Source organism: Deinococcus budaensis (assembly GCF_014201885.1).
Taxonomy (GTDB): Bacteria; Deinococcota; Deinococci; order Deinococcales; family Deinococcaceae; genus Deinococcus; species Deinococcus budaensis.
The window spans coordinates 73778-82773 of sequence record NZ_JACHFN010000017.1 but is presented as its reverse complement, the minus strand read 5'-3'; the positions used below and the strand labels follow the sequence as shown (position 1 = coordinate 82773).

Here is an 8996-nt window from a genome sequence, read left to right as displayed (position 1 = left end):
AGCGGGGCGACCGGGCAGGTGTACATCTACGCGGCCGGGACCAAGGGGGTGCTGGCGGTGGTGACGCCGCCGGGAATGAACCTCGGCCTGCTGCATATGGAAGCCCGCGACACCGCACAGGGCGTCGCCGACATCCTGTAGAGCCTGAGGCCACGGCCGATGCCGGGGAGACAGACGCTGAGTCGCGTCGGACCCATCTTCCGCTCGGGGGCCTGTCCAGCACCAACCAGCCGGGTGGCCGGGGAGAGTCTTTCCCGGCCACTCTGCCTGCCTGAGGCTGGCCCGCTTCCCTCCGCGAAGCCCGCCGGGCTGGGGAAGCCTCCAACCTTTTGTACCCGGGTACCACCCCTTCGCCGCAGCCCCGCGCGCTGGTGCGGCCCTTGTCAGACGCGGCCCGGAACGGGCCTTTTTCCAGAGCGGCCACCGGGCGACACCGGGTCCTGGCCGCCGCCCATCCAGACTGGCCGCAGGGGCGGCAGGCTGTCCGGCACTGGGCCGCCTTTCCGCACCACTGGCGGGGGGTCCTGGCGGCCGGACGCCCACCCCGCGCGCGGCCCTGGGGGAGACGGGGCGGCGGCCATGCCTGAGCGGGCGGGCCGTGAGATCAGCCGCGCGCCTGCCCCCTGGGAGCCTTCTGAGGGCGACAGAGCGCCGCGAGTTGTCCTGTTGACATGTCATGTACAGCCAACCCACACTGCGGACACCAAAAAGTCTGAAGGGCCGAGGGCCACGCGCTGCGCGGCCAGGTTTCCGGAGGTGTGATGGCATGACGAGCCGCAGGCAGTCGCCCCGTCCTCTCAACGCCGTGGAGGTCTCCCCCATGAGGTTCAGCTCCCGCACGCTCGCGCTCGGCCTGACCACTGCCGCGCTGCTCACGCCCCACGCCGCCGCGCAGACGACCATCACCCTCTGGGGAGACTGGACCGGGGACGGCGAACGGCAGGTGAACACGATGGTGAACGCCTTCAACGCCTCGCAGCGGGCCGTGCGGGTGCGCTACGTGCCGCAGCAGGACATCATCACGAAGTTCCTGACCGCCGCGACCTCGGGACAGGTCCCCGACGTGATCATCTGGGACCGCTTCCGGACCGCGCTGTACGCGCCGAAAAACGTCCTGGCGCCCATCGACCCCTACCTCGCGCGCGACCGGGTCAACATCCGCGACTTTTACCCCGAGGCGGTCAAGGAACTCTCCTCGGGGGGCAAGATTTACGGCCTGCCGCTGACGGTGGACGCCCGCGCGATCTTTTACAACAAGAAGCTCTTCGCGGCGGCGGGCCTTCAGCCTCCGCGCACCTGGGCGCAGCTCGAACAGGCGGCGATCCGGCTCACCCAGCGCGACGCCAGCGGCAAGCTGGTCCGGACCGGCTTTCTGATGAACGACCCCGGCCTCTTCAACATGTACCTCCAGCAGGCGGGCGGCACCATGCTGACCGCCGACGGCACCCGGACGAACTTCAACAACGCGGCGGGCCTGCGGGTGCTGGAGTTCTGGGACCGCATGATCAACAAAAACCGGGTGTACGAACTGGGCTTCGGCCAGGGCGAGGCGAACGCGCAAGACCCCTTCGTGACCGGCAAGGCGGCCATGATCTATACCGGCCCCTGGAGCATCGACGGCTACCGCAAGTACGGCAAGGACCTCGACTTCGGCATCGTCCCCCCGCCCGCCGGGCCGACGGGGGCGCGCGGCTCGGTGATGGGCGGCTTCGGCCTGGCCATCCCGCAGGCCTCGCGCCAAAAGGACGCGGCGTGGACCTTCGTGAAGTGGTGGCTGGCCGACCCCAAAAATGCCCTGCTGTGGGGCAAGACCAGCAACAACATCCCCGGCAACCTGCGGGCCGTGAACGATCCCTATTTCCAGAACGACCCCTTCTGGAAGCCCATGACCGACACGCTGCGCTTCGCGCGCATCCGCCCCACCGTGCCCGGCTACCCGCCGATGGAGGGCAACGCGCTGGTGCCCAACCTGCAACTGTTCCTGGAGGGCAAGCAGGACGCGCGCACTACCCTCAGAAAGGCGCAGGAGGCGGGCGACCGCGTGCTGCGCGACAACGCCAACCCCTGAAGAGCGGGGGCAGGGTGGCCGAGCGCGCCGCGCCCCCGCCCTCCCCCCCCGGAGCGTTCATGCCCAGAGCCGCGTTCCTTTTGCTGGCCGCCCCGAGTCTGATCCTGGCCCTGGGTCTGGGGGCAGCCCGCGCCGCCGCGCCCACGCCGTCCGACCCGCGCGCCATGATGCAGGCCTTTGTCCGCGCCTACTGGGACCCGCAGGCGCGGTACTTCTACACCTACTCGGACCAGAAGACCCACCCCGAGCACGGCGCCGGACCCGTCGGCGGCCTCTACTCGGACTTCTGGTGGGAAGCGCAACTGTTCGATCTGGTGATGGACGCGCACGAGGCGACCGGCGACCCGGCCTACCGGGCGATGATCGGCGCCGTCTGGGACGGCTTCCTGGCCGCGTACCCGGACTTTGCCAACGACTACAACGACGACCTGGGTTGGTGGGCGCAGGGGGCCATCCGCGCCTACGGCCTCACGGGGGAAAGGCGCTACCTCGACGCCTCCGCCGAACTCGAAGGCCGCATCTGGCAGGGCTGGGACAACCGCTACGGCGGCGGGCTGTGGTGGCGGCGCTCGGTGAAGGACCAGAAGAACGTCGCCACGAACGCGCCCTACGTGAACACCTGCGTGCGGCTCTACCAGGCGACCGGGGACGGGAAGTACCTCGACCGGGCGCAAAAAGCCCACGCCTGGGTCAAGGCCCGCCTGGTGGACGGCCCGCGCGTGTACGACCACGTGACCGGGGCAGGCGATGGAACCGTGACCCGCTGGGACTTTACCTACAACTTCGGCAATTTCGTCCTCGCCTCGCTGGCGCTGCGGGACGCGACCGGGGACGCCTCGTACCTGACGGACGCGCGCCGGGCGATGGACTGGGCGCTGGCGAACCTCACCCAGAACGGGATCTTGCTGGACGAGGGCGCCAACGACGGCGGGGGCTTCAAGGGCGTGACGGTCCGGGCGCTCAGGCGGCTGGCGGGGGAGCCGGGCGGGGAGAAGTACCTCGCCGCGCTGCGAGACCAGGGGGCCAGCGCCTGGAATGCCCGGCGGGCGGACGGGCTGGTGGGCACCGCCTGGGACGCCGTGCCTTCTGCGGACGCCCTCCAGAGCCTCGCCGCCGGGTCCGCCGTGGCCGCCGTGCTGAACGCCGGAGCGCAGCCCGCCCGCATTCCCTGGAAAGACGGGCGCTACGAGGCCGAGAACGCGCGGAACCTCGGGGTGGACGCGGCGAGCCGGGCGCCGGGGCACTCGGGGCGCGGGTACGTGGGCAACTTCCGCTCGTTCGGGCAGGGGGTGGCCTTCGACGTGAACGCGCCGGGGGCGGGCACCTACCGGGTGACCCTGCGCTACGGGGCGGGCGGCGGGATCGCCTCACGGCAGCTCGTGCTGAACGGGGTGGGCAAGCCCGTGAACTTCGCGGCCACACAGGACTGGACCACCTGGGGCACGGTGGGCACCACCGTCACCCTGCCGCCGGGGCCGTCGCGCCTCACCGTTTTGTTCGGTGCGGACGACTACGGCTGGCTCACCCTCGACTCGCTGACCCTGGAGGCCGCGCCGTGAGCGCCTGGACGGACGCCGCCCGGCAGGCGCAGGCCGCGCTGGACACCCATTTCTGGGACGACGAGGCCGGACTCTACCGGGTCTGCCTGCCGCCCCGGCTCCTGCGGCCGGACGACCCCTTCCACTACTGGTGGCAGGCGCACGCGCTCGACGCGCTGGTGGACGCTTTCGAGCGGGACGGGGAGCAGGCGCACCTCGCCCGCGCGGCCCGGCTGGTGGAGGGCGTGCGGCCGGCCAACCGGGGCAGCCTCCACAACGACTATTACGACGACATGCTGTGGATGGCGCTCGCGCTGCTGCGGCTGCACGGCGTGAGCGCCGACCCGCGCTTCCTGGCCGACTGCCTGGACCTCTGGGGCGACATCCGGGGCGGGTGGAACGGGCACGAGGGAGGCGGCGTCGCGTGGCGCCGGACGCAGCCCGGCTACAAGAACACGCCCGCCAACGCGCCCGCCGTGATCCTGGGGGCGCGGCTGTCCCGGCAGACCGGCGAGGAGAATCACCTCGACTTCGCCCTGGCGGTTTTGCGTTGGCTCCAGGCCCACCTCATCGACCCCACGACGGGCGTGGTCTGGGACGGCGTGGGCCGCGAGGCGCCGGGCCGGATAGACCGCGACTGGGCCTTTACCTACAACGAGGGCACCGTGATCGGGGCGGGCGCGGCGCTCTGGCAGGCGACCGGGGACAGCGCGGCGCTGGCCCTCGCGCGGCGGACGGCGGGGGCGGCGCTGGAAAGATACGGCCCGGTCCTGCCTGGCGAGGGCACCGGAGACGGCGGGCTGTTCAAGGGCGTCCTCGTGCGGTATCTCGGGCTGCTCGCGCGGGAGGACGCGGCGAGTACCGCCGGAATCGGGGCCTTCCTGGCCGCGAACGCCGCCTGCGCCGCCCGCCACCTCGACCCCACCTCCGGCCTGAACGGCCCCGACTGGGCGGCCGTGCCCGGGCGGCCCCTGGACCTCAGCGCGGCGCTGAGCGGCGTCCTGCTGCGGGAGAGCGCGGCGGCCGCCCAGCGGGCAGCCCTCCGGGCCGGGGCGTAGGGAGGCGGCGTGACGGGCCTGCTGTACGCCAACGTGATGGCCGAGCTGCTCGAAGACGTGCGGCAGGGGCACCTGCGCGCGGGGAGCCGGGTGCCGGGGGAACTCGAACTCGCGCGGCGCTTCTCGGTGAGCCGCATCACGACCCGGCGGGCGCTTGACCTGCTCGCGCGGGCGGGCATCGTGGAGAGAGCGCGCGGGCGGGGCACCTTCGTCCGCGCGGCCCTGCCCGACCTCGACCGGGTGCGGGCGGACCTGGGCCTCGGCTCGCCCGGGGGCGGGGTCGGGGCCTCCACCCTGGGGCTGCTGCTGCCCGATTTTGCCGAAGCCTACGGCCTCGACCTCGTGCGCGGGGTGGAGGCGGCCTGCACCTCGCGCGGGCACAGCCTGCTGCTGCGCCGGACCTACGGCGAGCGCGGGGCCGAGGAAGCCGGGGTCACGGCCCTGCGGCGGGCGGGCGCGCAGGCCCTGATCGTCTTTCCGGTTCACGGGGAGCACTACAACCCGGTGCTGCTCCAGGCGGTGCTCGACGGCTTTCCCGTCGTGCTGGTGGACCGGTACCTGCGGGGCATCCCGGCGCCCAGCGTGGCGACCGACAACGTGAGCGCGGCCGCCGCCCTGACGCGCTTCCTGCTCGACCTCGGCCACCGCGAGATCGCCTTCGTGTCCCCGCCCATCGAGAACACGTCCTCGCTGGAAGACCGCCTGTCCGGCTACCGCTCGGCGCTGGAGGAAGCGGGCCTCCCGGCGCGGCCCGACCTCGCCCTGCACGCGCTGGAAAGCAGCCTCCCGCTGCACCTGCGCCCCGAGAACGTGCGCCTCGACGTGGCGCGGCTGGAGGCCTTTATCGCGGCGGCCCCGGGCGTCACGGCGTTTCTGGTCGCGGAGTACACCCTGGCGCTGGCAGTGACCCACACGCTGCGCGCCCTGGGCCGCCGGGTGCCGGGAGACGTCAGCGTGGCCTGCTTCGACTCGCCGGGCGATCCGCTGGACGGCCCGCTGTTCACCCACGTCCGCCAGGACCAAGAGGCGATGGGGCGCCGGGCGGTGGACCTCGCCGTGACGCGGCTGGGGGGGCAAGAAGCGCCGCTGCGCAATCCCGTGGCGTTCGAGATCGTGCCGGGCCGCTCGACGGCGCCTCCTCCCGCCGCACTGGCCCCGGCCGCGCTGACCCGGGCCGCCCCTCCCCACCCCGCGCCGCCCCCTTCCCGGAAGGAGCCTGCCCCGTGACGCTGCACAAAACGACCACCCCGGCGACCAGTCCTCCCCGGCCCGCCCGGCGCCGCTCGCGCCTGCTGCGCCCGGAGGCCCGCGCCGCCCTGCTGTTCATCTCGCCCGCGATGGGCCTCTTTCTGCTGTTCACGGTGGCGCCCGTGGTGTTCGCGTTCGTGCTGAGCTTCTCGCGCTACGACATCCTCACGCCGGTCCGCTGGGTGGGCCTCGCCAACTACGCGCGGCTGCTCACCGACGACCTGTTCTGGCTGGGCGTGCGCAACGTGGGCTTTTACGCGCTGCTGTACGTGCCCTCCATGATCGCCTGTTCGCTGGGCCTCGCGCTGGCGCTCAGCCGCCCCAAGCCGGGGATGGTCTTTTTCCGCACCCTGTTCTATATCCCCGCCGTCACGTCGAGCGTGGCGGGGGCGACCGTGTGGTCGTGGATGCTTCAGCGGGACTACGGGGTGGTGAATCAGGTGCTGGGCGCGTTCGGCATCCAGGGACCGGCCTGGCTCGCCAACTCGGATACGGCGATGTACGCCATCGTCTTCGTGACCCTCTGGCAGGGGCTGGGTGGCAGCATCATCATCTACCTCGCCGGGCTGGCCGGGGTGCCGCGGTACCTCTACGAGGCGGCGGCCCTCGACGGCGCGACCCCCTGGCAGAGTTTCCGGTTCATCACCCTGCCGACCCTGCGGACCACGACCTTTTTCGTGACCTTTATGACGCTGATCGGCGCCTTTCAGCTGTTCGACCAGGCCTACGTGATGACCCAGGGCGGCCCCGGCTACGCGACCACGACCGCCGTGTACCAGATCTACCAAAACGGCTTCACCCAGCTTCAGATGGGGTACGCCTCGGCGCAGGCCTTTGTGCTGGCGCTCGCCATTCTGGTGGTCAGCCTGCTCAACCTGCGCCTGAACCGCGACTCGGGGGTGACGTGATGCTGGCGAGAAAACGGGTCAAACCCCTCGGCGTGCTGGGCGACGTGCTGTTCTACGGCGGCCTGACCCTGGTCGCGCTGGTGATGGCGCTGCCCTTTTACTGGATGGTCGTCACGTCCCTCAAGCCCAACGCCGACATCTTCCGCGACCCGGTCCAGTGGTGGCCCGAGCGGGTGACCTTCGAGCACTACGTCAAGGCCTTTACGACCGTCCCCTTCGCCCGCTACTTCTACAACTCGTTCGTGATGGCGGCGCTGGGGGTGCTCGCCAACCTCTTTTTGGGGTCGCTGGCAGGGTACGCCTTTGCCCGGCTGCGCTTTCCGGGGCGCGAGGCGCTGTTCCGGATGAAGCTCGCCTCGCTGCTGGTGCCGGGAATCATCACCCTGATTCCGACCTTCATCATCCTGCGGACCTTTCCGCTGGTGGGCGGCAACGACCTCGCCGGGCAGGGGGGCTACGGCCTGCTGAACTCCTACTGGGCGGTCGTGCTGCCGGGGGCAGCCGGGGCTTTTGCGGTCTTCTTCATGCGGCAGTTTTTCCGCACCCTGCCCGACGACCTGGTGGACGCGGCGCGGGTGGACGGGGCGTCGGAGTTTCTGATCTTCTGGCGCATCTACCTGCCGCTGTGCCGCCCGGCGCTCGCCACGCTGGGGATCTTCACCTTTCAGGCGGGGTGGAACCTCTTTTTGTGGCCGCTGATCGTCTTCAACGACCCCGACATGGCGACCGTGCAGATGGGCCTGCAATCGTTCAGCTTCAACCACACCACCGACTACGGGCCGCTGATGGCCGCCTCGGTCGTGGTGTCGCTGCCGGTGCTGCTGGTGTTCGTGTTCGCGCAGCGCTACTTTACCCAGTCCATCGCCTTTACGGGGACGAAATGAGGCGGACCCAGACCAGCCTGGAACGCCTGGTGCAAGACGTCGCGCGCGACCTCGCCGGGTGGCCCGACGTGGTGCGGGTCTTTGCGCGCTGCCTGCCCAACACGCTGGAGACCACCGTCACGCGGCGGCCGGACGGCACCACCTTCGTGATCACGGGGGATATCCCGGCGATGTGGCTGCGCGACTCCACGGCGCAGGTCTGGCCCTACGTGGCCCTGAGCGCCCACGACCCGGACCTGCGCGGGATGCTGGCGGGCCTGATCCGGGGGCAGGCCCGCTGCGTCTTGCTGGACCCCTACGCCAACGCCTTCAACGCCGAGCCGCGCGGCCCCGGGCACGCGGACCTGCCCGAGCCTCATCCGCTGGTCTGGGAGCGCAAGTTCGAACTCGACTCGCTGCTTTACCCCCTGCGCCTCGCGCACGGGTACTGGCGGGCAACCGGCGACACCTCGCCCCTGCACGGCGAGTTCCGGGAGGCCGCCCGCCTCATCCTCGCCACCCTGCGGGGCGAGCAGCGGCACGCCGGGGGAGGCAGCCCCTACCGCTTCCATCGCCCCAATCCCGTGCTGCCCACCGACAACCTGCCGAACGGTGGAGAAGGAAACCCGATCGGCTATACGGGCATGGTCTGGTCGGCCTTCCGCCCCAGCGACGACGCCTGCACCTACAACTACCACGTGCCCGGCAACATGATGGCCGCCGTGGAGCTGGGCCACCTCGCCGAGATCGCGCGGAGGGTCTGGGAAGACGGGGAACTGGCGCAAGAAGCCCTGGCCCTGGGCGGCGAGATCGCGGCGGGCATCGAGCGCTTCGGCGTGGTGGACCACCCGGCGTTCGGGCGCCTCTACGCCTACGAGACCGACGGGCTGGGCCGCCACCTGCTGATGGACGACGCGAACGTGCCCAGCCTGCTCTCTCTCCCCTACCTGGGCTACCGGCCCGCCGGGGACCCGGTGTATGCCAACACCCGCCGCTTTGTCCTGAGTCCCGCCAACCCGCACTTTTACGCGGGTGCCCACGCGAGCGGGGTGGGCAGCCCCCACACGCCCCCCGGGTACGTGTGGCCCATCGCGCTGGGGATGGCGGGCCTGACCGCCCCGCCCGGCCCGGAGCGCGAAGAGGCGCTGCTCACCCTGGCGCGCACGACGGCGGGCACCGACCTGATGCACGAATCCTTTGACCCCGGCGACCCCGCCGCCTTTACCCGCCCGTGGTTCGGCTGGGCCAACAGCGTGTTCGCCGAGCTGGTGCTGGCGCAGGTCCGCAGCGCGGCGCGGCGCCCGTAGTGGGCC

At 71.4% G+C, this 8996-nt stretch carries 8 protein-coding genes; all 8 read left to right on the top strand.

Features of this window, described 5'->3' with window-relative positions; genetic code table 11:
* Positions 1 to 141, top strand: a 141-nt coding sequence (locus HNQ09_RS19350) for a roadblock/LC7 domain-containing protein (protein ID WP_484482069.1), incomplete at its 5' end; no start/stop codon positions are given.
* Positions 142 to 820: 679 nt separating this feature from the next.
* The gene (locus HNQ09_RS16690; RefSeq protein ID WP_184031544.1) at positions 821 to 2068 is read left to right on the top strand and encodes an ABC transporter substrate-binding protein; all 1248 of its coding nucleotides are present in this window, start codon (positions 821 to 823) and stop codon (positions 2066 to 2068) included.
* A gap of 59 nt (positions 2069 to 2127) precedes the next feature.
* Positions 2128 to 3627: a glycoside hydrolase family 76 protein gene (locus tag HNQ09_RS16685; RefSeq protein ID WP_184031542.1), complete on the top strand. Its 1500-nt coding sequence runs from the start codon at positions 2128 to 2130 to the stop codon at positions 3625 to 3627.
* Positions 3624 to 4664 (top strand): glycoside hydrolase family 76 protein, encoded by a 1041-nt coding sequence (locus HNQ09_RS16680; RefSeq protein ID WP_184031541.1) that lies wholly within the window; start codon positions 3624 to 3626, stop codon positions 4662 to 4664. The genes HNQ09_RS16685 and HNQ09_RS16680 overlap by 4 nt, the downstream gene beginning before the upstream one ends.
* A 9-nt stretch (positions 4665 to 4673) precedes the next feature.
* Positions 4674 to 5891 carry a GntR family transcriptional regulator gene (locus tag HNQ09_RS16675; RefSeq protein ID WP_221269928.1) on the top strand — a complete coding sequence of 406 codons (1218 nt, stop codon included), beginning with the start codon at positions 4674 to 4676 and terminating at the stop codon, positions 5889 to 5891.
* Complete coding sequence (locus HNQ09_RS16670; protein WP_184031540.1) at positions 5888 to 6820, top strand: ABC transporter permease subunit; 933 nt, start codon at positions 5888 to 5890, stop codon at positions 6818 to 6820. The genes HNQ09_RS16675 and HNQ09_RS16670 overlap by 4 nt, the downstream gene beginning before the upstream one ends.
* Positions 6820 to 7704, top strand: coding sequence for a carbohydrate ABC transporter permease (locus HNQ09_RS16665; RefSeq protein WP_184031539.1), 885 nt, complete (start codon positions 6820 to 6822; stop codon positions 7702 to 7704). The genes HNQ09_RS16670 and HNQ09_RS16665 overlap by 1 nt, the downstream gene beginning before the upstream one ends.
* Positions 7701 to 8990, top strand: a complete 1290-nt coding sequence (locus HNQ09_RS16660; RefSeq protein ID WP_184031538.1) for a glycoside hydrolase family 125 protein — start codon at positions 7701 to 7703, stop codon at positions 8988 to 8990. Before HNQ09_RS16665 ends, HNQ09_RS16660 begins: the two co-directional genes overlap by 4 nt.
* Positions 8991 to 8996 lie beyond the last annotated feature (6 nt).

Excerpts from the sequence above, each read along its gene's own strand:
- HNQ09_RS16690 (WP_184031544.1), top strand. The coding sequence starts at position 821 with ATGAGGTTCAGCTCCCGCACGCTCGCGCTCGGCCTGACCACTGCCGCG.
- HNQ09_RS16685 (WP_184031542.1), top strand. The coding sequence starts at position 2,128 with ATGCCCAGAGCCGCGTTCCTTTTGCTGGCCGCCCCGAGTCTGATCCTG.
- HNQ09_RS16665 (WP_184031539.1), top strand. The coding sequence starts at position 6,820 with ATGCTGGCGAGAAAACGGGTCAAACCCCTCGGCGTGCTGGGCGACGTG.
- HNQ09_RS16660 (WP_184031538.1), top strand. The coding sequence starts at position 7,701 with ATGAGGCGGACCCAGACCAGCCTGGAACGCCTGGTGCAAGACGTCGCG.